Consider the following 22269-nt stretch of genomic DNA (forward strand, 5'->3'; position numbering starts at 1 on the left):
AATGACGAACACGCTGTACCACTGGGCCAACGGCCAGAAGGTCGATGGCAAGTCCGGCCGGTTCTCGGACGTGACGAACCCCGCGACCGGTGAGGTGACCGCGTCCCTGCCGTTGGCGTCGGAGGAGGAGGCGGCGGAGGTCATCGCCGCGGCGAAGGCGGCGTTCCCGGCCTGGCGCGACACGTCGCTGGCCAAGCGGACCCGGATCCTGTTCACGTTCCGTGAGCTGCTCGACGAGCGGGCGGGCGAGCTGGCGGCGATCATCACCTCCGAGCACGGCAAGGTGCTCTCCGACGCCGCGGGTGAGGTGGCGCGTGGCCAGGAGGTCGTGGAGTTCGCCTGTGGCGCGCCGCACCTGCTGAAGGGCTCGGCCACGGAGAACGCCTCGACGAACGTGGACGTGGCCTCGATCCGCCAGCCGCTGGGCGTGGTGGGGATCATCTCGCCGTTCAACTTCCCGGCGATGGTGCCGATGTGGTTCTTCCCGGTCGCGATCGCCGCGGGCAACACGGTGGTGCTCAAGCCGTCGGAGAAGGTGCCCACCGCCGCTTTGTGGATGGCCGAGTTGTGGCGCGAGGCGGGGCTGCCCGACGGCGTGTTCAACGTGCTCAACGGTGACAAGACCGCGGTCGACGCGCTGCTGACCAGCCCGGACGTGAAGTCGATCAGCTTTGTGGGGTCGACCCCGATCGCCCGCTACGTCTACGAGACCGGTACGGCGCACGGCAAGCGGGTGCAGGCGCTGGGTGGGGCGAAGAACCACATGGTGGTGCTGCCCGACGCGGACCTGGACCTGGCGGCGGACCAGGCGATCAACGCCGGGTTCGGCTCGGCGGGGGAGCGGTGCATGGCGATCTCGGCGCTGGTCGCGGTGGGGAACATCGCCGACGAGCTGGTCGGCAAGATCAAGGAGCGTGCGGTCGCGCTGCGCACCGGGGACGGCACCCGGGGCTGCGACATGGGCCCGCTGGTCACGAGGGTGGCGCAGGAGCGGGTGTCGGGTTACATCGACGCGGGTGAGGCCGCCGGGGCGACGCTGGTGGTCGACGGCCGGCAGGGTTCGTTCGACGCCGACGGGGCCGGGTTCTTCGTGGCCCCGACGCTGTTCGACAACGTGAAGACCGACATGTCGATCTACACCGACGAGATCTTCGGCCCGGTGCTCTCGGTGGTCCGGGTGGACACCTATGAGGAGGCCGTGGAGCTGATCAACTCGAACCCGTACGGGAACGGGACCGCGATCTTCACCAACGACGGTGGTGCGGCGCGCAAGTTCCAGAACGAGGTCGAGGTCGGGATGATCGGCATCAACGTGCCGGTGCCGGTCCCGATGGCCTACTACTCCTTCGGGGGCTGGAAGAACTCGCTGTTCGGCGACACCCACGCCCACGGCACCGAGGGTTTCCACTTCTTCACCCGCGGCAAGGTCGTGACCACCCGCTGGCTCGACCCGTCGCACGGCGGCATCAACCTGGGCTTCCCCCAGAACGCCTGATCCGCTCCCACGTCCCGGCACCGTCCGGGACCCGCAGGGGCTCCCCGCCGGGCCGACCGATCCCCGGCCCGGCGGGTGACCTCCGCGACGACCGGCCCCGCACCCGTTCCGTGGTGCGGGGCCGGCGGCGTTCCCGGGGGCGTCCCGGCCGGGACCGGGCGTCCGGGCAGGCATGATGACGCCGTGTCGAGCCCCGCACCGCCCCCTGCCGGACCGCCGGCCGGGCCGGGCGCCGTCGCCGTGCTGCTCGCCACCCTCGGCCGGCGGGTGCGCGAGGAGATCGACACGGCGCTGCGGGCCGAGCAGCTCACGATGCGGCACCTGTCGGCCCTCGGACACCTGGCCCGACGACCGGGGCTCTCCTACAGCGAGCTCGGACGCCGTGCGGGCGTGACGGCCCAGAGCATGCAGGCGACGCTGCGCCAGCTCGAGGAGCGCGGCGCGGTGGAGCGCCGCACGGAGCCGGGGCGGGGCCGGGTGGCCGAGCTGCACGTCACACCGGACGGGCGCCGGCTGCTGACCCGGGCGGAGAAGGCCGTCGCCGAGGTCGAACGGGTGATGCTCGCCTCCGTCCCCCGGCCCGAGCGCGCTCTCCTGGCCCGCACCCTCGTGGGGATGCTCGGGCGGCTGGGGGAGGACACTCGCTGATCGGGCTGCTAGTTTCAGCCCGGCTGGAAGAGGATGGCGTCGTGTTCCGGTGAAGGGGGCCGGCCCGCGGCGGCGGTTTCAGCCGAGCTGAAGCGGATGGAGTCCCGATCGTGCCTCCCGGAGGGGTGCACCGGGATCAAGGTTTCAGTCTCTCTGTAACTCGAACCCGGCCTTCTCGTGCCGGAGGAAGGAGTCGGATGTGACGGCCGTCCTGCTCTCGATCCACGTCCTCGGCGCCATCGTGTTCGTCGGACCGGTGACCGTGGCCACATCGATGTTCCCGCGGTACGCCCGCGCGGCCCTCGCGGGCGAGGGGCCGGCCGCCCCGGTGACGCTCCTCCACCGCATCAGCCGGGTCTACGCGCTCCTCGCGATCGCGGTGCCGGTCTTCGGACTGGGGACCGCGGTGGCGCTGGGTGTGCTCGGCGACGCCTGGCTGATCGCCTCCCTCGTCCTCACGGCGGCGTCCGCAGCGCTCCTGGGGCTACGGATCCTCCCGGCGCAGGCCGAGGTGGTGGCCGCACTCGAGGGAGAAAGCGAGACTCGCGCACCGGTGGCCGCGCGGCGGCTGTCGATGACGTCCGGGGTGTTCGCGCTGCTCTGGGCGGTCGTCGTCGTCCTGATGATCGTGCGCCCCGGCTCGACGACGGGGGTCTGACGTGCTCACGGGTCTGCGGGTGGCGGCGTCGTCGAGGCCGCGTCCCTCGCGGCATACGAGGGTGGCTCGTGCTGCGCCGCGTGGAGCTGAATTCCCGGTGAACGGAAAGAGCGTCTCCCACCGGCCGCCGCGGAATTGCTCGCCCCCGCGTTCGCGGCGCGTCCGGTGGGAGACGCTCATCCGGTCCAACGCGGCGGAGCGGGAGGAGTTGCACGCACGAACGGGTGGTCCGTCGGTCGCTGCCTGCGACGACGTGTCCACGGATCGCGTTTCCCCGAATTCGATCGAGCGGTCGTAGGTGTGGACTCCCGACTTTCCGGGTGGTGATCGCGGTTCGATCACGGGCGGCGCTCGATATCCGCGGCCCCGGTCGGAGTAGGTGCGTCCGGAAGCAAATGATCGAGAAGGCCCGGGAGGTGCGGCAGCCGGCTCCTGGGTGAGTTCCCGGCGCCGGCCACCTCGCGCGCCCTCGTGCGCACGCGTGGGGAGCACCCGAGCCGCCCGGCGCCCCCGTCCGCCGGGAGCGGGTGGGGATCTCCTGGGGGACGAGCCCGTCCCCGGTCGCCGGACGAGGGCCAGAGCTCGCTCGCGGGGCGCAACTCGGGCCGACGGACGGGGAGTTGCGCACCGTGAGCGCCTACAAGGGCTCGTCTTCGCAGGTCAGCACCGGTTTCGGCGCTCCTCGGTCGCTGTCGGAACGACCCTCGACGACAAGGTGTGACCGGCGTCATGAAGCACGAAATCTGCGGTCAACGTGGCGAGCGGCGTCGGGTGCAGGTCCCTGACCTGCAGCGATGATCCGGTTTCGGGCTGGGGGACCCCGGTTTGACCCTCGCTGTCGGCAGGGCGTAACTTTCTCGTCGTCAGCGAGACGCCGGACAGAACGAGCCCATGGGGTTCGGTCAACAGGCCCGCTGGCCGCCCCCCCGAGCCGGACCCCCTGGATCCTCGTGGATTCGAGTGGGTGTACGGTGGGGAAAGCCCCGGAAGTTCGCCGTCGGGTGAGCCATGGTGTGCGGGTGTCTTTTGAGAACTCAACAGTGTGTCGAGCTAGTAATATCGGGACTGGCGGTTTGTGCCAGTTCATTTTTGGGCTCATGTTCCTGACCCCGTCGGGAGTGGGCCCGCCAGTTGGAGCCAGTTTTTGTTGGAGAGTTTGATCCTGGCTCAGGACGAACGCTGGCGGCGTGCTTAACACATGCAAGTCGAGCGGTAAGGCCCTTCGGGGTACACGAGCGGCGAACGGGTGAGTAACACGTGGGTGACCTGCCCTCAGCTCTGGGATAAGCCTGGGAAACCGGGTCTAATACCGGATAGGACCTTCTCCTGCATGGGAGTGGGTGGAAAGTTTTTCGGCTGGGGATGGGCCCGCGGCCTATCAGCTTGTTGGTGGGGTGATGGCCTACCAAGGCGACGACGGGTAGCCGGCCTGAGAGGGCGACCGGCCACACTGGGACTGAGACACGGCCCAGACTCCTACGGGAGGCAGCAGTGGGGAATATTGCGCAATGGGCGGAAGCCTGACGCAGCGACGCCGCGTGGGGGATGACGGCCTTCGGGTTGTAAACCTCTTTCGCCAGGGACGAAGCGTGAGTGACGGTACCTGGATAAGAAGCACCGGCCAACTACGTGCCAGCAGCCGCGGTAACACGTAGGGTGCGAGCGTTGTCCGGAATTATTGGGCGTAAAGAGCTCGTAGGCGGTGTGTCGCGTCGGCCGTGAAAACCTGGGGCTTAACTCTGGGCTTGCGGTCGATACGGGCATCACTGGAGTTCGGCAGGGGAGACTGGAATTCCTGGTGTAGCGGTGAAATGCGCAGATATCAGGAGGAACACCGGTGGCGAAGGCGGGTCTCTGGGCCGATACTGACGCTGAGGAGCGAAAGCGTGGGGAGCGAACAGGATTAGATACCCTGGTAGTCCACGCCGTAAACGTTGGGCGCTAGGTGTGGGGGCCATTCCACGGTCTCTGTGCCGCAGCTAACGCATTAAGCGCCCCGCCTGGGGAGTACGGCCGCAAGGCTAAAACTCAAAGGAATTGACGGGGGCCCGCACAAGCGGCGGAGCATGTGGATTAATTCGATGCAACGCGAAGAACCTTACCTGGGTTTGACATGCACCAGACATCCCTAGAGATAGGGCTTCCCTTGTGGTTGGTGTGCAGGTGGTGCATGGTTGTCGTCAGCTCGTGTCGTGAGATGTTGGGTTAAGTCCCGCAACGAGCGCAACCCTTGTTCCATGTTGCCAGCGGGTAATGCCGGGGACTCATGGGAGACTGCCGGGGTCAACTCGGAGGAAGGTGGGGATGACGTCAAATCATCATGCCCCTTATGTCCAGGGCTTCACACATGCTACAATGGCCAGTACAGAGGGCTGCGAGACCGTGAGGTGGAGCGAATCTCTTAAAGCTGGTCTCAGTTCGGATTGGGGTCTGCAACTCGACCCCATGAAGTTGGAGTCGCTAGTAATCGCAGATCAGCAACGCTGCGGTGAATACGTTCCCGGGCCTTGTACACACCGCCCGTCACGTCACGAAAGTTGGTAACACCCGAAGCCGGCGGCCCAACCCTTGTGGAGGGAGTCGTCGAAGGTGGGACTGGCGATTGGGACGAAGTCGTAACAAGGTAGCCGTACCGGAAGGTGCGGCTGGATCACCTCCTTTCTAAGGAGTCTCACCGTGTTGGTGGGATGAGGTCAGTGCCCTTGGGGTGTCTGTCCCTCCTTATCACTGAATCACCCCGGTTTCGGGGTGCTGGGTGGAACACGATCGTTCTGGTTCCGGTATTTGTTTCTACGGTTCGGCACGCTGTTGGGTCCTGAGGAGACACCTGTGGGTGTGTTCTTGGTGGCCGCGTCCGGTCTGGTTCATCTAACGCCCGCCGTTGTGTGGGTGGTGGTGTGACGGGGGTCGGGGTGTGGTTGTGTGTTGAGTGTTGCATAGTGGATGCGAGCATCTTGTTGTGGTCAAGTGTGTAAGGGCACATGGTGGATGCCTGGGCATCAGGAGCCGATGAAGGACGTGGGAGGCCGCGATAGTCCTCGGGGAGTTGTCAACCGAGCTGTGATCCGAGGGTGTCCGAATGGGGAAACCCAGCGCCCGTCATGGGGCGTTACTTACATCTGAATTCATAGGGTGTAAGGGGGAACGTGGGGAAGTGAAACATCTCAGTACCCACAGGAAGAGAAAACAACCGTGATTCCGTGAGTAGTGGCGAGCGAAAGCGGAGGAGGCTAAACCGTGTTCGTGTGATACCCGGCAGGGGTTGCGGATGCGGTGTCGTGGGTTGTGGTCGTCGGGGTTCTGCCGGACCTCGGATTGTGTGGTTGTGTGTTAGTGGAAGACTTCTGGAAAGGGTCGCCGTAGTGGGTGAGAGCCCCGTACGCGAAAACGCGCAGCGCATGATGGACCGCATACCCGAGTAGCAGCGAGCTCGTGGAATTTGCTGTGAATTTGGCGGGACCACCCGTTAAGCCTAAATACTTCCTGGTGACCGATAGCGGACGAGTACCGTGAGGGAAAGGTGAAAAGTACCCCGGGAGGGGAGTGAAATAGTACCTGAAACCGTGTGCCTACAAGCCGTCAGAGCCTTTATCGGTGATGGCGTGCCTTTTGAAGAATGAGCCTGCGAGTTATGCTTCGTGGCGAGGTTAACCCGTGTGGGGTAGCCGTAGCGAAAGCGAGTCTGAAGAGGGCGTTGAGTCGCGGGGTGTAGACCCGAAGCGGAGTGATCTACCCATGGCCAGGGTGAAGCGTCGGTAAGACGTCGTGGAGGCCCGAACCCACCAGGGTTGAAAACCTGGGGGATGAGCTGTGGGTAGGGGTGAAAGGCCAATCAAACTCCGTGATAGCTGGTTCTCCCCGAAATGCATTTAGGTGCAGCGTCGCGTGGTGGGTACCGGAGGTAGAGCACTGGATGGCCTAGGGGGCCGACAAGCTTACTGAAGTCAGCCAAACTCCGAATGCCGGTACTGTTAGCGCGGCAGTGAGACTGCGGGGGATAAGCTTCGTAGTCGAGAGGGAAACAGCCCAGATCACCGGCTAAGGCCCCTAAGCGTGCGCTAAGTGGGAAAGGATGTGGGATCGCCGAGACAACCAGGAGGTTGGCTTAGAAGCAGCCACCCTTGAAAGAGTGCGTAATAGCTCACTGGTCAAGTGGTCCTGCGCCGACAATGTAGCGGGGCTCAAGCGCACCGCCGAAGCCGTGGCAATCCGACATTCATCCGCCGGGGCCTTTTTGGGGCGTTGGTGTAGTGGTTGGGTTGGGTAGGGGAGCGTCGTGCATCCGGTGAAGCCGCCGAGTGATCGAGTGGTGGAGGGTGTGCGAGTGAGAATGCAGGCATGAGTAGCGAATGCAGAGTGAGAATCTCTGCCGCCGGATGACCAAGGGTTCCTGGGCCAGGTTGTTCCGCCCAGGGTGAGCCGGGACCTAAGGCGAGGCCGACAGGCGTAGTCGATGGATAACGGGTTGATATTCCCGTGCTCGTGATAGTGCGTCCATGCCGAGGCTGTTGATGCTAACCATCCGAACCCGCCTCTGAGTCCTTCGGGACGAGGGGGAGTGGGGGAGCGTGGGATCCGATTCGGTAGTAGGCAAGCGATGGGGTGACGCAGGAGGGTAGCCTCGCCACGCGGTGGTTGTCGTGGTGTAAGCCTGTAGCCCGACTCCCAGGTAAATCCGGGGGTCTGCCTTGAATGGCGGGGGTGAGAGGTGATGCGTAGCCGATTGAGGCGAAGTAGGGTGATCCCATGCTGTCGAGAAAAGCCTCTAGTGAGTGCTGTTGCGGCCCGTACCCTAAACCGACACAGGTGGTCAGGTAGAGAATACCGAGGCGATCGAGTGAACTCTGGTTAAGGAACTCGGCAAAATACCTCCGTAACTTCGGGAGAAGGAGGGCCGGTTGCCTTGAAGCCCCGTTGCGGGCTAGGGGTGGCCGGTCGCAGAGACCAGGCCCAAGCGACTGTTTACTAAAAACACAGGTCCGTGCGAAGTCGCAAGACGATGTATACGGACTGACGCCTGCCCGGTGCTGGAACGTTAAGAGGACCTGTTAGCCGATTCGTCGGCGAAGCGGAGAATTTAAGCGCCAGTAAACGGCGGTGGTAACTATAACCATCCTAAGGTAGCGAAATTCCTTGTCGGGTAAGTTCCGACCTGCACGAATGGCGTAACGACTTGGGCGCTGTCTCGACCAGAGACTCGGCGAAATTGCACTACGAGTAAAGATGCTCGTTACGCGCGGCAGGACGGAAAGACCCCGGGACCTTTACTACAGCTTGGTATTGGTGCTCGGTTCGGCTTGTGTAGGATAGGTGGGAGACTGTGAAGCGGTCACGCTAGTGGTTGTGGAGTCGTTGTTGAAATACCACTCTGGTCGAATTGGGTGTCTGAACCTCGGGCCATGATCTGGTTCAGGGACAGTGCCTGGTGGGTAGTTTAACTGGGGCGGTTGCCTCCTAAAGGGTAACGGAGGCGCCCAAAGGTTCCCTCAGCCTGGTTGGCAATCAGGTGTTGAGTGTAAGTGCACAAGGGAGCTTGACTGTGAGACTGACGGGTCGAGCAGGGACGAAAGTCGGGACTAGTGATCCGGCACCTCCTGGTGGAAGGGGTGTCGCTCAACGGATAAAAGGTACCCCGGGGATAACAGGCTGATCTTGCCCAAGAGTCCATATCGACGGCATGGTTTGGCACCTCGATGTCGGCTCGTCGCATCCTGGGGCTGGAGTAGGTCCCAAGGGTTGGGCTGTTCGCCCATTAAAGCGGTACGCGAGCTGGGTTTAGAACGTCGTGAGACAGTTCGGTCCCTATCCGCCGCGCGCGTAGGAGACTTGCGGAAGGCTGTCCCTAGTACGAGAGGACCGGGACGGACGAACCTCTGGTGTGCCAGTTGTACCGCCAGGTGCATGGCTGGTTGGCTATGTTCGGAAGGGATAACCGCTGAAGGCATCTAAGCGGGAAGCTCGTTCCAAGATGAGGTCTCCCACCACCTTTGCGTGGGTAAGGCTCCCAGTAGACGACTGGGTTGATAGGCCAGAGATGGAAGCCCTGTGAGGGGTGGAGTTGACTGGTACTAATAGGCCGAGGGCTTGCCACAACATGTTGTTCGCATCCACTGTGTGACCCTGAGCACACGACCAGTCCGGCCCGGTTTCGGGTCGGTGGTTGGTGTTCGACCCGGTCCATTCCCCCGGTAGAACGGGGGGTGGGGTGGGATAGGTGAATAGTGTTGTCGGTGGTCATTGCGGAGGGGGAACGCCCGGTCCCATCCCGAACCCGGAAGCTAAGCCCTCCAGCGCCGATGGTACTGCACTCGCCAGGGTGTGGGAGAGTAGGTCGCCGCCGACATCAAACCTTGGGAAAGGCCTCGGAACTGCGGTTCCGGGGCCTTTCCCGCGTTCTCGGGGTCGGTTCGGGTGAACGGCGCTCTCGCTCACCAGGAATGAACGAGAGCGCCGTTCACCGACCAGAGGACAGCGATCAGGCCGTGTCGGTTCCTACTGCGTCCACGACACTCGTGAATCCGTTTCGGTGCAGCAGGGCGGCGAGGTCGCGGTTGACCCGGCGGGGCCAGGTGCCACCGCCGTAGATGAAGCCCGTGTAGGCCTGCACCAGGGAGGCGCCCGCGGTGATGCGGCGGTAGGCGTCCTCCCCGGTGAAGATCCCGCCCACGGAGATGATGGTGCGGTCCGGGCCGAGCCGCGCCCGCAGTTTCCCGACCACGGTGTGCGCGACGGTTGCGAGCGGCAGGCCCGACACCCCGCCGGCCCCGATCGCCTCGACCTCGGCGGCCGGGGTGTGCAGGCCCTCCCGGGACACGGTGGTGTTGGTGGCGACCACGCCGTGGAGATCCAGCCGGACGGCCATGTCGGCGACGGCGTCCACGTCGTCGTCGGCCAGGTCGGTGGTGATCTTGACGAGGAGCGGCATCCTGCGGCCGGACACCGCGGAGTCGAGTTCCTCCCGCACGGCGCCCAGCAGCGGCTCGAGGACCGCGACCTGCTGCATGTCGCGCAGGCCCGGTGTGTTGGGGGAGCTGACGTTGACCACGACGTAGTCGGCGTGCGGCCCGAGGACGCGCGCGCTGTGCCGGTAGTCGTCGATCGCCTCCTCGGGCGTCGCGACCTTGCTCTTGCCGATGTTGAGTCCGAGGACCGGGCGGCCCTCGGTCGGGAGGGCGATCAGCCGGGCGGCGACGGCGTCGGCCCCGGAGTTGTTGAACCCCATGCGGTTCACGAGCGCCTTGTCCTCGGGGAGGCGGAAGAGCCGGGGCTTGGGGTTGCCCGGCTGCGGGCGCGCGGTGATCGTGCCGAGCTCGACGAACCCGAAGCCGAGCCGACCCAGGGCGACCGGGCCGCGGGCGTCCTTGTCGAAGCCGGCAGCCAGGCCGAGCGGGTTCGGGAAGTCGACGCCGAACACCCGCGTCCGCAGGACCGGGTCCGACTCGGTCAGCAGCGAGCCGAGGCGCGGGCCGACGACCGGGGACCCGGCCACGCCCCGGATCGCACCGAATGCGACGCCGTGGATCGGCTCGGCGGGGATGCGCCGCAGGACGTGCCGGAACAGCAGGTCGTACATGTCCCCATCATCGCCCACCGGCCGCGGGCGGGCGCCCAGGCCGTGTCTCCCAACCCGCCACCACCGGTCCCGGCGCCCACGCCGTCCCCGCCGGCGTTGCCGGGCCACCCGAATACGCCCGGTATGAGGGCAGCCCGGCTGCCTTGCCGGGAACGACGTGGACGACCGGGCCCGGCGGCGCCGGATCGAGGGACACGGCCTAGGGACGGGGCGGGCGGAGGGCGCCGAGCTGGTCGAGCATCCGCCGCTCCCGCTTGGTGGGGCGGCCGGTCCCGCGGTCGCGGACGGCGAAGACCGGGCGGGCTTCCTTCGGCGGCGGGGGCGGCGTGCGATCGAGGTAGCAGGCCTGCGCCTCGGGCGCCCCGACCCGCTTCTGGATCACCTTGGTGACCTCGACGATCCGCGTCTGTTCGTACACCCGCGCGCGGACCTCGTCTCCGGGGTGCACCGCGGTGGCGGGCTTTGCGGGGCGGTCGTTGACGCGCACGTGCCCGCCCCGGCAGGCGGCCGCGGCGTCGGACCGGGTCTTGGCCAGCCGGACCGACCAGAGCCAGCGGTCGAGGCGGGTGGACTCCATCCCTCCATCGTGACAGCACCGCGCGGCATAGATCCACCGCGCACGAGGTTGCCCCGTGCATGACGCACGTGCGGGACCGGACGTGGCTCGTGGCCGTCGCGGCGGCGCTGTGGGGCACGGACGGCCTGCTCCGGGCCCCGCTCGCGGGCGCGCTCCCGGCCGCGACGGTGGTGTTCTGGGAGCACCTGATCGCCGTCGTCGTGCTGCTGCCGCTGGTCCCCGCGGCGGTGCGGGCCTTCCGGGCCGCCCCGACCCGCGACCGGACGGCAATCCTCGTGATCGGGGCGGGGTCGTCGGCCCTGGCCACCGCACTGTTCACGGCGGCGTTCGCCACCGGCGACGCGCTGACCCCGCTCGTGCTCCAGAAGCTGCAGCCGCTCGTGGCGGTCGTCGCGGCGGCGGCCCTGCTCGGGGAGCGGGTCCGCGCCGGGTACTGGCTGTTCGCGGTCCCGGCGTTGGTCGGGGCCTGGCTGGTGGCCTTCCCCGATCCGCTCGCGGTGCAGGTCCGCGAGCTCGGGGCGGCGGGGCTCGCCATCGGGGCCGCGGTGCTGTGGGGCTTCGGCACCGTGCTCGGCCGGATGGTGGGAGTGCGCACCGCGCCCCGCGACGTCACGGTGCTGCGGTTTCTCGTCGGGCTGCCGGCGTCGGCGGTCATCGTCGCGGTGCAGGGCGCGCCGCTCGCCGTCTCGCCCGGTCAGCTGGGTCCGCTGGCCCTGCTCGCGCTGATCCCGGGCCTGCTCGCCCTGGTCCTCTACTACGTCGGGCTGCGCGACACCCCGGCCGCGCGGGCCACGCTCGCCGAGCTCGCCTTCCCCGCGACGGCAACTGTCCTCGGCATCGCCTTCCTCGGCGTCTCGCCCAGCCCCAACGCAGTGGATCGGGCTGCTCGTCGTCGTGGCGGCGATCACCGCCCTCGGGCTACGTGAACGCGGTGCAGAACCGGTCGTCCTGACCCGGACCGGATAGGGTGCGCGGCGTGGCGCGCGCCTACGACCGGGTCGTCATCGTCTTCAACCCGAACAGCACCGGGGACGCGCAGGAGCGCGCCGAGGAGCTCAAGTCCGGGCTCGCGGAACGGGCCGCCGACCTGCCCGTCGAGCTGCGCCCCACCGAGTACGCCGGGCACGCGCGGGAGATCGCCCGCGAGGAGGCCGGATCGGGTGCGCCGCTCGTCGTCTCGGTGAGCGGCGACGGCGGCTACAACGAGGTCGTCGACGGCCTGATGAAGGCCGGCGAGTCGCGGGCCGTCGCGGCGGTCCTGGCGGCCGGCAACGCGAACGACCACCGCCGCGTCGTGGGCCGGCGCCCCCTGCTCGACGCGATCGCCGAGGGCCGGACGGAGCAGCTCGACCTGCTGCGGCTGAGCGTCGACGACGAGGAGCCGCGCCACGCCCACTCCTACATCGGCCTCGGCATCACGCCGGTCGTCGCGCTGGAGCTCGAGCGCGGCGGTAAGGGGTCGCTCAAGGAGATCCTGACGACCGTCCGGGCCTTCTCCCGATTCCGCCCGTTCACCATCGAGGTCGACGACGGTCGGCGGCAGGACTTCGACAGCCTCGTGTTCGCCAACATCGCCGAGATGGCGAAGTACGCCACCCTCAGCGAGGACAGCAGGCCGGACGACGGCGTGTTCGAGGTCGTGCTGCTGCCGCACACCTCGAAGCTGCGGGTGCTGGCCACCGCGGTCAAGGCCGCCGTGCGGGGCCTGGGTCCGCAGCCGAGCGTGCGGGAGTACGCGTTCCGGACCGTCGACCCGATGCCGCTGCAGGTCGACGGCGAGGTCCTCGACCTCGACGCCGGCGCCCGGGTGCGGGTCGACATCGTCGCGGCGGCGCTCGCGACGGTCCGCTGACCCCGTTTGCCCGCCCGCCGGGGAGGTACGCCCGGCACATGGAACGTGGCAGCAGCAAGCACAGCGCCCGCGTCGACGAGCAGGAGGCCGCGGAGGTCCGGGGCCGGCTGGGCAACCACGGCGGGCACCGCGAGGAGTGGGCGGAGACCGAGCCGCGCGAGGGCGTCGAGAACCGCATCGAGCGGACGGAGCTCCCGCCCCGCCCGCTCGACGACCCCGACCTCGACGAGGGCTGACCTACTGGCGCTCCTCCGCGATCGCCTTGATCGCCGAGAGCCTGCGGTCCCACTCCTCTGCCAGGCCGGTCAGCCAGGCCGCGGCCGCGATCAGCCCGTCCGGCCGGGGGGACCAGCGGACCTCCCGGCCGTGCCGCGTGGAGCGGACCAGCCCGGCCGCGTCGAGCACCCCGAGGTGCTGGACCACGGCCTGGCGGCTGATCGGCAGGTCCCGCGCCAGCACGGTCGCGCTGGCCTCCCCGCGCGCGAGCCGCTCGAGCAGCTCGCGGCGGGTGGGGTCGGCGAGGGCCGACAGGGCCTGACCACTCATGCCGGCACGGTCTCCAGGTAGCGCTGCAGCTCCGCGGTCTTCACCGCCCAGCCCTCGGTGTTCCCGCGGTGGTAGGCCGCGGCGTCGCCGGTCAGACTCGCGAAGCCGCTCTCCCTGACCCGGACGAGGGTCCCGTCCGCGGTCTCGGTGAGGGTGAACTCGACGAGGGTCTCGTCGCCCGGTGCGGGTTCGGTCTCCCGGCTGCGCGCCCACCGGAAGCTGAACACCGCCGGCTCCTCGACGCGCTCGACGCGCGCGACGCTCGTCCCGTGACCCTCGAAGCTGAGCGTGAGCCGGCCGCCGGGCCGCAGGTCGATCTCGGCCCCGGCGTCGCCGAACCAGCGGCCGAGGTGCTGCGCCTGCGTGATGACGTCCCAGACGCGGGCCCGGGCGGCGCTGACGGTGATCTCGCGGGTGATGGTGTCCATGTGTCCTCCTCGGTTGATGTGCAAGCTCAGACTTGCACCATCCGGAGGTGCAAGTCAAGGCTTGCGGATGCACGATGGGGGCATGGACACGCTGATGGAGCGCCTCCGCGCGGTGCAGGTCTCGCCGCTGTGCGACGCCGACAAGGGGCTCGCCGTCGTCGATCCGGCGATCCGCGCGATGATCCCGGACGTCTCGTTCGCCGGGCCCGCCTTCACGCTGCTCGCGTACGACGACCACCTGCCGGTGCTCGTCGCCCTGCGCGAGGCCGAGCCCGGCTCGGTGCTGGTCGTGGCCACCAACTCGCTGCGCAAGGCGGTGTCGGGAGAGCTGTTCGCGACCGAGGCGCGCCGGCGGGGCCTCGCCGCGATCGTGATCGACGGCTATTGCCGAGACGTCCGCGGGCTGCGCCGCATCGGGCTGCCGGTGCACGCGCGCGGCACCAACCCGATGTCCGGCACGACCCGGGACCCGGGCACCTTCGGGCGGGAGGTGCTCCTCGGGCGGGTGCGCGTCTCCCCGGGCGACCTCGTCGTCGGGGACGACGACGGCATCGTCGTCGGCCCGCGGGAGCGCTTCGCCGCCGCGATCGACACCGCCGAGGAGATCGAGCGGGCGGAGAAGGCGCTCGTCGAGGGCATGGCGGCGGGCCGGGACCTGCACGGCATGACCACGGTCGACGAGCACCTCGCCGCCCTGGCGAAGCAGCAGCCCAGCGCCCTGGGCTTCACGGTCTGACCCGAAGCTCCCGACTCGCGGTGCCGGATCTCCCGACTCGCGGGAGGAGGTCCGCGAGTCGGGACCTTCTGCAGCGCGAGTCGCGAGTTCGGGGGTCAGGAGGAGAAGGTGATCTCCACCGAGCCGTGGGGGCCGAAGTCGGCGCGGACGGCGTCGCCCGCGGAGATCGGCGGGACCGGGGTGGTGGAGCCGGTCGTCACGATCTCGCCCGCCCGGAGGCCCGTCCCGAGGTGCGCGAGCTCCTCGGCGAGCCACACCAGCGCGGTGCGCGGGTCGCCCATCACCTCGGCGCCGGTGCCCGCGGCCGCCTTCTCGCCGTTGATCCACAAGGCTGTCCCCGCTGTGGACAACTCGATCCCCTGCCAGTCGGGGATCTCCGGGCCGAGCACGAACTGCCCGGCGCAGGCGACGTCGGCGAGCAGCTGCGAGCTGCCGGCCCGCGGGTAGTCCCGCAGTCGCGAGTCCGGTACCTCGATCGCCAGGTGCAGTGCCGCCACCGCCGCGAGCACGTCCTCGCGGGACGCGCCGGCCGGCACGTCCGACGCCATCCGGAACGCGAACTCCGCCTCGACCACCCGCATGTGCAGGCCGCCGAAGGGCAGCGTGTCGCCGGGCTCGAAGCGGAAGCGGTCGAACAGCCGGCCCGGCAGCGGGGTGCCGATGCCGATCACGGCCTGGCTCGGCGCCGACGTCGCCGCGATCTTCCAGCCGTAGCCCGGGCCCGCCCGCTCGCCGATCCGCTGCTGGATCGCCCAGCCGGCCGCATGGTCGTAGGGGCGCAGGTCCTCGGGGAGGTCGTCGATCACGTCACCGGCCGTCCACGCCGCCCAGAGCAGGTCGGCGGCGTGGTCGGCGGTCGTCAGGGCCTCGGCACTGAGGGGCATGCTGTGATCGTCGCCTCACCGGCCCCCGGAACGCAATGCCGCGACGACCTCCTTCACCCGCGGGTCCGCCACCAGCTCCTCGAGCGACACGGGCAGCGGCAGCCGCCAGTTCGGGTACTCGTCGACGGTCCCGGGCAGGTTGGGCTGACGCGTCTCGCCGACGACGTCGTACGGCGAGGCGAGCACGAGCCGGCTGCGGCTGCGGGCCAGCAGCGCGTGCATCGCGACGACGATCCGGTCCTGGGGGGCGTCGGCCGAGTCGAGCACCCCCTCCGACACCAGCAGGCCGACCAGCTCCTCGCGCTCGGCGGCGGCCTTGCGCTCCTCGGCCTCGACGTCGTCGAGCAGGCCGAGGTCGGCCCGGGCCCGGACGTGCTCGCCGGTCAGGAAGCCCGACGCCGTCGGCAGGTCGTGGGTGGAGATGGTCGCGACCGCCTCCTCCGGCCACTCGCCGGGCGGCATCAGCGCGTCCTCGCGCTCGGGGTCGCGGGCGAACCAGAGCACGGTCGACCCGAGCATGTTGCGGCTGTGCAGGGCCTCGGTGACCTCGGGTTCCACGGTGCCGAGGTCCTCGCCGACCACGGCCGCGCCCGCCCGGGAGGCCTCGAGCGTGAGGACGGCGAGCATCGCCTCGGCGTCGTAGTGCACGTAGGTGCCGCGGTCGGGCGTGCGGCCCGGCGGCACCCACCACAGCCGGAACAGCCCGGCGACGTGGTCGATCCGCAGCCCGTCGGCGTGCGTGAGCAGCGCGCGGAGCATGTCGCGGTAGGCGGCGTACCCCGTCCCGGCCAGCCGGTCGGGGCGCCACGGCGGCAGGCCCCAGGCCTGTCCGCGCTGGTTGAACGCGTCCGGTGGGGCGCCGACGGTCACGTCGAGGGCCAGGACGTCCTGCAGCGCCCAGGCGTCGGCGCCCTCCGGGTCGCACCCCACGGCGAGGTCGTGGATGACGCCGAGGGGCATGCCCGCCTCGCGGGCCGCGGTGCGCGCGGCGGCCAGCTGGTCGGCGAGCCGCTGCTGCACCCAGCCGTGGAACGCGACCCGCGGGGCGAGCTCGCGCCGGGCGCGTCCGACGGCCTCGGAGCCGGGATGGCGCAGCTCCTCGGGCCACAGGGTGAAGCGGCCGCCGTAGCGCTCGGCGAGTGCGCAGTAGGTCGCGAAGTCGACGAGATCGGGACCGGGCTCGACGGGGTCGGGGCGCCCGGCCGAGCGCCACAGCAGCTCCAGCGCCGACCGCTTCGCTGCCCACACCCGGTCGTGCGCGAGGCGGTCGCCGACGGTCTCCGGGCGCAGGGCGTCGACCTCGGCGCGGGTGGCCGGGTCGGCCGCGGCGTACTCGGCCAGGTCGGTGATCCGCAGCGCGAGCGGGGTCGCGAACCGCCGGCTCGACGGCGTGTACGGCGAGGGCTGCACCGGCGAGAGCGGGGTGATCGCGTGCAGGGGGTTGAGCAGGATCGCCGACGCGCCCTGCTCGCCGGCGTGCGCGGTGAAGCTCCGGAGGTCGCCGAGGTCGCCGATCCCCCAGCTGCCCGCCGAGTGCAGCGCGTAGAGCTGCAGCATCCAGCCCCAGGAGCGCGGGGTCGGCGGCAGTGCCGGAGGCGAGACGACGACCGTGACCTGCTGCTCCGCCGTCTCCAGCCGGTACCAGCCGGGCTCCGGGCCGGCCAGCTCGCCCTCGACCTCGCGGCGGCTGCCGTCCTCGCCGACGAGCACGCCGGGCACGGGCAGCGGCCGGGGATGGTCGGCGCGCAGGCCGATCGTGCCGGGGAGCAGGCCGCGCGCGGCCTTCTCGCGGGCCTCGGTGAGCGCCGCGGCCCGTGCGGCGGGGGTGGTCGCGTCGACCTCGAGCAGACCGAGGACCTCGACGACCACCTCCTCGTCGACGGTGACCGGCCTGCGGTCGCCGTCGTTGTAGCCCGTCGCGACGCCGTGCGCCGCGGCCAGTTCCGAGAGGTCCGGATCGATCGCCACGAGGGGGAATCGTCCCGGATCGGGGCCGCCTCCGCCCGCTCGGATCCCCCGGACGCGCCGGGGCCGGTCACCCGCGCCGACTGAATCGCGCTGAGCTGGGCCGATACCCGCCCGGGCGACACGCCGCGAACCGGTCGCCGAACAGGGTGAAGGGGTCTCCCGGTGCTACGGTCCTCCGACGAGTCCGGGCGGGCCCGCACGTCTCGCGCGCCGCGGCGAGGGCACCGGTCGGGCCTCGACGAGATCGCGCGAGGAGAGCCGAATGAGCACGTGGGCCCTGGTCGTCATGGTCCTGCTCGTGCTGCTGGCCGCCGGGATCGTCCTGGTGGCGATGCGCCGCGGGGACCGGGGCGGGGCGACCGCCGCCGCCGGTCCCCGGCCCGAACCCCGCCCCGCCGGGCGGACCGTGGGCGACCTGGTCCGCGACCGGTCCGTCGGCGCGCCCGCCGACCCCGAGCCCGCCGAGCCCGCCGCTCCGGCCGAGGACCCGACCACGGCCGAGGACGCGCCCGCCGCGCCGGCCGAGGCGCCCGCGGACGAGCGGCCCGAGGAGCCTCCCGCCGAACGCCGGGTCGTGGCCGAGGAGGTCGACGCCGGCCCCGTCGGTCCTCCGTGGACCCGCGGCTTCGTCGACGGCGTGCCGGTCGAGGCACCCCCGCGCACCCGCCCGCAGCGCCGCTCCTCGGTGGACCCGGCGCTGGTCGCCCGGGTCACCTCGGTCGCGCCGCCCACCCCCAGCCGCGACGACCGCCCCATGGCGCGGGGGATCGTCAGCCCGGCCGTCGCCGAGGCGGTGGCGCGGGCCGAGGCGTCGCGCCGCCAGCAGGGACCCGAGCCGTTGTCGGACGACGCGGCCGTGCCCGCGCCGCGGGACGGCGCCGGTCAGCGCCCTGTCCTCGCCGTGGTGCGGGGTGGGGCGGACGACGGCCGCGAGGTCCGCCGGCTGCGTGCAGTGCCGCCGATGGCCGCGATGGCGGGCGGTGCCGCGGCCGCGTCGCTCGCCGAGCCGGTGGTGGCGGAGCAGGTGCTCGAGGAGGTCGAGGAGGACCCGGCCGAGCAGGCCGAGGAGCGCCAGGTGGAGGTCGCGGAGCCGGCGGAGGAGCCGGTCGAGGACTCGGCGGAGGATCGAGCCGACGCGCGCGATGAGGAGTCGGCGGAGGAGTCGGTCGAGGCGCAGGCCGAGGAACTGGCCGAGGAGCCGGCCGAGGTGCCTTCCGAGGAGCCCGTCGAGGCGGAGGACCTGGACGTCGCGCCCGACGAGCCGGTCGAGCAGGCGGCCGCGGTGCATGGCGAGGAGTCCGCAGAGGCGGAGGACCTGGTCGTCACGCCGGAGGAGCCGGCGGCAGAGGCCGGGGAGCCCGTGACCGCGGTCGACGAGCTCACCGAGGTTCCGGGGCAGCCGGCCGTCGAGGCGTCGACGGAGCCGGTCGCCGAGAAGGCGGAGGAGCCGGCTGCCGAGGTGTCGTCGGAGCCGATCGCCGAGGCGGCCGAGACGCCGACCGCTGAGGTGTTGCAGGAGCCGGCCGTCGAGGTGTCGGACGAGCTGGTCGCCGAGGAGCTGGAGGAGCCGGTCGTCGACGCCTCCGCGACGGCCCCGACGCCCACCCCCGCGCCGCCCACCAGCCCCGACGTCGTGATCGACACCCCGGCTGCGGAGGCCGCGCCCGCGCCCGTCACGCTGAGCCCCGTGAGCCCGACGACGAGCGCCCCCGAGCCCGCCCCGCAGCCCGCCGACATCGCCCCCGACGAGGCCCGCGCGGCCGAGCACGCCGCCGTCGACCTGGCCCTGCTGCGCACGCTCGGGTTCGCCGACCCCAACCCGCGCCCCGGCGCCGCCCCCGTCGTCGACCTCGCGGTCGCGCACGAGGAGGAGCCGCTCCCGCCCGGGCAGGCCGTGCCCGTGCGGTTCTCGGTGGTGCAGCGGGACCGGTTCGCGGTCGCCGACGCCGCCGTCACGCTCCTCGACCCGCGCGGCCGCGAGACCGCCTCGGCGAAGGCGGACGTCGAGGGCCGCGGCGAGGTCACCGCACCCCGCCCGGGCGGGTACGTGCTGGTCGCGGCGGCGGACGGGCACCAGCCCGGGGTCGTCGCGCTGACCGTCCCCGCGACCGAGTACGCGGTGGCGGAGGTCGAGGTGCAGCTCGTGCGCTCGTCGACGGTCGCCGGCGCGGTCCGCGACGCCGGGGGCTCCGGCGTCGCCGAGGTCGCGGTCTCCCTGCTGCAGGACGGCGAGCTGGTCGCCACCACGATCAGCGCGGCCGACGGCGGCTACCGCTTCGGCGAGCTGGCCGCCGGCGAGTACACGATCGCGGTCGTCGCCGAGGGGCGCGAGCCGCGGGCCCTCCCGGTCCGGGTGGGCGAGGAGGCCGACGCGGCGCAGGACGTCGTGCTGGCCGGGCCGGTCGCACGGTCGACCGGCGCCGCCGACCACTGATGCCGGTCGCGGAGGGGCGCCTGCCGGGCGCCCTCGGCGAGCTGTTCTGGCGGGCCTGGCTCCCTACGGCCGAAGTGACCGGGATCGTGCTGGTCAGCCACGGCCTGGGGGAGCACTCCGGCCGCTACGCCGCGCTCGCCGCGGCCCTCGCCGCGGACGGCTGGGCGGTGTACGCCCCCGACCACGCCGGCCACGGGTTGTCCGAGGGCCGGCGGGTCGACGGTGGTCCCGCCAACTGGGTCCCCGATCTCGACCTGGTCCGCCGGCACGCCGCCGCCCGGCACCCCGGGCGGCCGCTGGTCCTGTTGGGGCACAGCATGGGCGGGCTGATCGCGCTGCGCTACGCCGCCGCGCACCAGGAGGCGCTCGCCGGCCTGGTCCTCTCCGCCCCGGCCCTGTCGAAGCAGGCCGTCCCCGGCCGGCTCGTCCCGGTGCTGACCGCGCTCGCCCGGGTCGCGCCGACGCTGCGGCCGGCGGGCATCGACGTCGCGGACCTCAGCAAGGACCCCGCCGTGGTCGCGGGGTACCGGGCCGATCCGCTCGTCCACCACGGTCACCCGACGCTGCGGCTCGGCTCCGCGATGTTCGACGCCATGGACGAGGTGCTCGCCACCGCGGCGGAGATCAGGCTCCCGGTGCTGCTGCAGCACGGCGTCGACGACCGGATCACGACCGTCGAGACCTCCCGCGCGCTGGCCGCCGTCCTCGGTTCCGAGGACCTCACGGTGGAGTTCTACGAGGGACTCTGGCACGAGATCTACAACGAGCCGGAGCGGGACCGCCCGATCGCCGACCTCCGCGCCTGGCTCGCCGCGCACCGCTGAGGGTCACCGACGACGGCGTCCGCGACCCCGCGCTGACGGTCAGGGCGCCCCGTCCAGCAGCGGCCGCAGCGCCTCGGCGAAGGCGACGGGTGCACCGAGGAACCCGCGATGGTCCCCGGGCATCTCGACGAGCGTGGTGCCGAGCGCCGCTGCGAGGGCCTCGGTGGCGCGGCGCGGGACCTGCCCGGCCGAGTCCCGCCCGGCGGCCACCACGATCCGCGGGCCGAGGGAGCGCAGCGCCTCGATGTCCGGTTCGTAGCGGCTGACGGCGACCACCGTGTGCGCGAAGAACCCCGGCAGGTTGGCGGCGAAGCGGGCGAGCGTCTCCAGGGCGGCCGGGTCGTCCGTCGGCGGGGGCGGCGCGTCGCCGGCCATGCCGGTGTCGGCGAGGAAGCGGGCCGTGGCCGCCGGGGTGCCCTCCCGCCGTTGGAGCTCGGCCAGCCGCCCGCCGTCGTGCCGGGCGGCGTCGGGAAACAAGGCGGTGACCGGCGGCTCGTGCGCGATCAGGCGCGCGACCCGCTCGGGCCGCCGCGTGGCGAGCTCCAGGCCGGTGACCGCGCCGGCGCTGCTGCCGAAGACGGTCGCGGGCCCGGCGCCGATCGCCTCGAGCACGCGCTGGGCGTCGTCGGCGAGCCTCGCGACGGACGCCGCCAATTCCGGGTCCACGGCCGGGCTGCGGGAGGTGCCGCGCGGGTCGTACGTGACGACGGTGTGGTCCGCGGCGAGCAGCGGGGCGATCCCGTCGTAGGAGGCGGTGTCGGCCGCCCCACCCGGGATGAGCAGCAGGACCGGCCCGGACCCCCGCACCTCGCAGTGCAGACGGGCTCCGGGGACCTCGAGCGCGTCGACGCGAACCCCCGTCACGGGGTCGATGATCCCCTACAGGGAGAGCTCCTCGGCAGGGTCCATGTCGAACGCGAGGTGGTCGACGATCGCGGTGAGCAGCGGCCGCCGCGGCAGGCCGAGGGAGCGCAGCTCGTCGGCCATCGGGTGACCGGAACCGAGGACGAGCGTGCCCGATCCGAGGCCGACCCGGATCCCGCGCAGCCGGGCCCGGACGGGACTGGCCAGCATCACGCCGGCGCGCGGGGCGAAGGCGGTCACCGAGCCGGGCACGGTGCCCGGCAGCGCGAACGGCAGCGTCGAGAGGGCCGCGGTGAGGACGTGCGCGCCCTCGTACGCGAGGTGCCCGGTGGCGTCCGAGCCCCGGATGTCCAGCTCGGCGGTCCCGAGCCATTTCGGCAGTCCCCAGAGCGCCCGCCCGGCCTCCATCGTGAACGTCTCGGTGACCGGCAGCTGCGTGACGTGCACGCCGACCCGGCCGCGGAACCGGACGGGGAGGGCGAGGGCCAGCTCGTCGTAGCTGCCGAGGTCGTTGACCCGGTAGTCGACCAGCCCGACGACGGCGAGCGCCCACCCCGCGACGGCCACCGGCTCCAGCCCGGTGCCCTCCAGCAGCGCCGCCGCGCGGGCCGCCCGCACGGGGTACGCGGCGCAGGCCACGCCCGCGTCGCCGATGCGCACGGGGAAGGTCAGGTGCTTCCCCTGCACCTCCCAGGAGCCGTCGTCGAGCTTCGTCGCCATGCGGGCATCCTGCCCGGTCGGACGGGGTCCGGGCGGCCGGAGGACGGGCCGCGTCCGGCCCG

16 protein-coding genes, 3 rRNA genes and 1 pseudogene are annotated in these 22269 nt (G+C 71.0%); 12 read left to right on the plus strand and 8 right to left on the minus strand.

Annotation, left to right across the window (positions count from 1 at the left end; translation table 11 throughout):
• The first annotated feature begins 1 nt into the window (after position 1).
• From ACQP04_RS03215 to rrf, 6 genes are all read left to right on the plus strand, one after another.
• Complete coding sequence (locus tag ACQP04_RS03215) at positions 2 to 1495, plus strand: CoA-acylating methylmalonate-semialdehyde dehydrogenase (protein WP_433505591.1); 1494 nt, start codon at positions 2 to 4, stop codon at positions 1493 to 1495.
• A 183-nt stretch (positions 1496 to 1678) separates the two neighbouring features.
• A complete protein-coding gene (locus ACQP04_RS03220; protein WP_433505592.1) occupies positions 1679 to 2143 on the plus strand; it encodes a MarR family winged helix-turn-helix transcriptional regulator in 465 nt (154 codons plus the stop codon).
• A 199-nt stretch (positions 2144 to 2342) separates the two neighbouring features.
• Positions 2343 to 2801 carry a hypothetical protein gene (locus ACQP04_RS03225; protein WP_433505593.1) on the plus strand — a complete coding sequence of 153 codons (459 nt, stop codon included), beginning with the start codon at positions 2343 to 2345 and terminating at the stop codon, positions 2799 to 2801.
• Between the two features lie 1144 nt (positions 2802 to 3945).
• Positions 3946 to 5462, plus strand: a 16S ribosomal RNA gene (locus ACQP04_RS03230).
• A gap of 300 nt (positions 5463 to 5762) precedes the next feature.
• A 23S ribosomal RNA gene (locus ACQP04_RS03235) occupies positions 5763 to 8893 on the plus strand.
• 134 nt (positions 8894 to 9027) lie between these two features.
• Positions 9028 to 9144: ribosomal RNA gene (gene rrf / locus ACQP04_RS03240) — 5S ribosomal RNA — on the plus strand.
• The 16S, 23S and 5S rRNA genes sit together here, the layout of an rRNA operon.
• Before the next feature lie 132 nt (positions 9145 to 9276).
• On the opposite strand, the gene ACQP04_RS03245 is transcribed toward rrf, so the two are convergent.
• The gene (locus tag ACQP04_RS03245) at positions 9277 to 10374 is read right to left on the minus strand and encodes a quinone-dependent dihydroorotate dehydrogenase (RefSeq protein ID WP_433505594.1); all 1098 of its coding nucleotides are present in this window, start codon (positions 10372 to 10374) and stop codon (positions 9277 to 9279) included.
• Positions 10375 to 10573: 199 nt separating this feature from the next.
• Complete coding sequence (locus tag ACQP04_RS03250; RefSeq protein WP_433505595.1) at positions 10574 to 10951, minus strand: RNA-binding S4 domain-containing protein; 378 nt, start codon at positions 10949 to 10951, stop codon at positions 10574 to 10576.
• A 59-nt stretch (positions 10952 to 11010) separates the two neighbouring features.
• Between ACQP04_RS03250 and ACQP04_RS03255 the strand changes: the two are divergent.
• The 3 genes and pseudogenes from ACQP04_RS03255 to ACQP04_RS03265 all read left to right on the plus strand — a co-directional run bounded on the left by ACQP04_RS03255 (position 11011) and on the right by ACQP04_RS03265 (position 13039).
• A pseudogene (locus tag ACQP04_RS03255) lies at positions 11011 to 11917 on the plus strand (DMT family transporter).
• A 10-nt stretch (positions 11918 to 11927) separates the two neighbouring features.
• Positions 11928 to 12803: a diacylglycerol/lipid kinase family protein gene (locus tag ACQP04_RS03260; RefSeq protein ID WP_433505596.1), complete on the plus strand. Its 876-nt coding sequence runs from the start codon at positions 11928 to 11930 to the stop codon at positions 12801 to 12803.
• A gap of 38 nt (positions 12804 to 12841) precedes the next feature.
• Entirely contained in the window at positions 12842 to 13039 is a 198-nt protein-coding gene (locus tag ACQP04_RS03265) for a hypothetical protein (RefSeq protein WP_433505597.1), read from the plus strand.
• Between the two features lies 1 nt (position 13040).
• On the opposite strand, the gene ACQP04_RS03270 is transcribed toward ACQP04_RS03265, so the two are convergent.
• Positions 13041 to 13349 (minus strand): ArsR/SmtB family transcription factor, encoded by a 309-nt coding sequence (locus ACQP04_RS03270; RefSeq protein ID WP_433505598.1) that lies wholly within the window; start codon positions 13347 to 13349, stop codon positions 13041 to 13043.
• Positions 13346 to 13777, minus strand: coding sequence for an SRPBCC domain-containing protein (locus ACQP04_RS03275; RefSeq protein ID WP_433505599.1), 432 nt, complete (start codon positions 13775 to 13777; stop codon positions 13346 to 13348). The genes ACQP04_RS03270 and ACQP04_RS03275 overlap by 4 nt, the downstream gene beginning before the upstream one ends.
• Before the next feature lie 82 nt (positions 13778 to 13859).
• Between ACQP04_RS03275 and ACQP04_RS03280 the strand changes: the two genes are divergently transcribed.
• Positions 13860 to 14513, plus strand: a complete 654-nt coding sequence (locus ACQP04_RS03280; protein WP_433505600.1) for an RraA family protein — start codon at positions 13860 to 13862, stop codon at positions 14511 to 14513.
• Positions 14514 to 14608: 95 nt separating this feature from the next.
• Here ACQP04_RS03280 and ACQP04_RS03285 read toward each other — a convergent pair whose 3' ends face one another.
• Entirely contained in the window at positions 14609 to 15397 is a 789-nt protein-coding gene (locus ACQP04_RS03285) for a 2-keto-4-pentenoate hydratase (protein ID WP_433505601.1), read from the minus strand.
• A 15-nt stretch (positions 15398 to 15412) separates the two neighbouring features.
• Positions 15413 to 17359, minus strand: a complete 1947-nt coding sequence (gene malQ, locus ACQP04_RS03290; RefSeq protein ID WP_433508287.1) for a 4-alpha-glucanotransferase — start codon at positions 17357 to 17359, stop codon at positions 15413 to 15415.
• Between the two features lie 268 nt (positions 17360 to 17627).
• Here malQ and ACQP04_RS03295 point away from each other — a divergent pair, with 268 nt between their 5' ends.
• A complete protein-coding gene (locus ACQP04_RS03295) occupies positions 17628 to 19799 on the plus strand; it encodes a carboxypeptidase regulatory-like domain-containing protein (protein WP_433505602.1) in 2172 nt (723 codons plus the stop codon).
• Complete coding sequence (locus tag ACQP04_RS03300; RefSeq protein ID WP_433505603.1) at positions 19799 to 20623, plus strand: alpha/beta hydrolase; 825 nt, start codon at positions 19799 to 19801, stop codon at positions 20621 to 20623. Before ACQP04_RS03295 ends, ACQP04_RS03300 begins: the two co-directional genes overlap by 1 nt.
• Before the next feature lie 39 nt (positions 20624 to 20662).
• Here the strand turns inward: ACQP04_RS03300 and ACQP04_RS03305 are convergent, their stop codons facing one another.
• Complete coding sequence (locus tag ACQP04_RS03305) at positions 20663 to 21487, minus strand: alpha/beta fold hydrolase (RefSeq protein WP_433505604.1); 825 nt, start codon at positions 21485 to 21487, stop codon at positions 20663 to 20665.
• 15 nt (positions 21488 to 21502) lie between these two features.
• Positions 21503 to 22207: an acetoacetate decarboxylase family protein gene (locus ACQP04_RS03310; RefSeq protein WP_433505605.1), complete on the minus strand. Its 705-nt coding sequence runs from the start codon at positions 22205 to 22207 to the stop codon at positions 21503 to 21505.
• Between the last annotated feature and the right edge of the window lie 62 nt (positions 22208 to 22269).

Origin of the sequence: Pseudonocardia halophobica, from assembly GCF_050948485.1 — a bacterium.
Classification (GTDB): domain Bacteria; phylum Actinomycetota; class Actinomycetes; order Mycobacteriales; family Pseudonocardiaceae; genus Pseudonocardia; species Pseudonocardia halophobica.

Bases quoted from the DNA above. Each gene is read 5' to 3' on its own strand.
- ACQP04_RS03215 (WP_433505591.1), top strand. From the start codon at position 2: ATGACGAACACGCTGTACCACTGGGCCAACGGCCAGAAGGTCGATGGC.
- ACQP04_RS03245 (WP_433505594.1), bottom strand. From the start codon at position 10,374: ATGTACGACCTGCTGTTCCGGCACGTCCTGCGGCGCATCCCCGCCGAG.
- ACQP04_RS03250 (WP_433505595.1), bottom strand. From the start codon at position 10,951: ATGGAGTCCACCCGCCTCGACCGCTGGCTCTGGTCGGTCCGGCTGGCC.
- ACQP04_RS03265 (WP_433505597.1), top strand. From the start codon at position 12,842: ATGGAACGTGGCAGCAGCAAGCACAGCGCCCGCGTCGACGAGCAGGAG.
- ACQP04_RS03270 (WP_433505598.1), bottom strand. From the start codon at position 13,349: ATGAGTGGTCAGGCCCTGTCGGCCCTCGCCGACCCCACCCGCCGCGAG.
- ACQP04_RS03275 (WP_433505599.1), bottom strand. From the start codon at position 13,777: ATGGACACCATCACCCGCGAGATCACCGTCAGCGCCGCCCGGGCCCGC.
- ACQP04_RS03280 (WP_433505600.1), top strand. From the start codon at position 13,860: ATGGACACGCTGATGGAGCGCCTCCGCGCGGTGCAGGTCTCGCCGCTG.
- ACQP04_RS03285 (WP_433505601.1), bottom strand. From the start codon at position 15,397: ATGCCCCTCAGTGCCGAGGCCCTGACGACCGCCGACCACGCCGCCGAC.
- ACQP04_RS03295 (WP_433505602.1), top strand. From the start codon at position 17,628: ATGAGCACGTGGGCCCTGGTCGTCATGGTCCTGCTCGTGCTGCTGGCC.
- ACQP04_RS03300 (WP_433505603.1), top strand. From the start codon at position 19,799: ATGCCGGTCGCGGAGGGGCGCCTGCCGGGCGCCCTCGGCGAGCTGTTC.
- ACQP04_RS03310 (WP_433505605.1), bottom strand. From the start codon at position 22,207: ATGGCGACGAAGCTCGACGACGGCTCCTGGGAGGTGCAGGGGAAGCAC.